The organism is Bifidobacterium sp. UBA6881, from assembly GCA_002451435.1.
GTDB lineage: Bacteria > Actinomycetota > Actinomycetes > Actinomycetales > Bifidobacteriaceae > Bifidobacterium.
In genome coordinates, this window is the sequence record DKCF01000074.1 from 4,107 (window position 1) to 4,666 (window position 560).

Here is a 560-nt window from a genome sequence, read left to right on the forward strand (position 1 = left end):
GACGAGGTGGACGAGGAAGTGGAGCAGGAGGCTCTGCCGCTTAAGCAGGTGGAGCGTTCCAAGAAGACCACCAGTTCGTTGGGCATTTCCGTCAAGGGCGTGGGTGACATTTGGGTCAAACTGGCCCGATGCTGCATGCCGGTTCCCGGCGACAAGATCATTGGATTCATCACCCGCAATCAAGGCGTATCGGTGCATCGCGTGGATTGCCAGAACATGCTGGATTTGGAGAAACGTCAGCCGGAACGCGTGGTCGACGTGCAGTGGACCAGCACCAAGGGTGTGTTCATGGTCAAGATCCAGGTCGAGGCGCTTGACCGCCCGCATCTGCTGAGCGACGTGACCCGCGTGCTCTCCGACCATGGCGTGAACATCATCTCCGGTTCGATTTCCACTGGCACCGATCGTGTGGCCACCAGTCAGTTCAGTTTCGAAATGGCTGATCCGCAGCATCTGAACACCTTGCTTGCCGCGGTGCGCAAAATCGAGGGCGTGTTCGACGTGTACCGCATCACCGGCGCCAAGGATTCCGCTGAGCCGCGGTTGCGCAGAATGTGATG

The 560-nt window shown here is 58.9% G+C and carries 1 protein-coding gene; it reads left to right on the top strand.

The window, feature by feature from the left end:
* Positions 1-558: ACT domain-containing protein (locus B3C64_RS05575; RefSeq protein ID WP_291534311.1), on the top strand; the 558-nt coding region annotated here is incomplete at its 5' end.
* Positions 559-560: the final 2 nt, after the last annotated feature.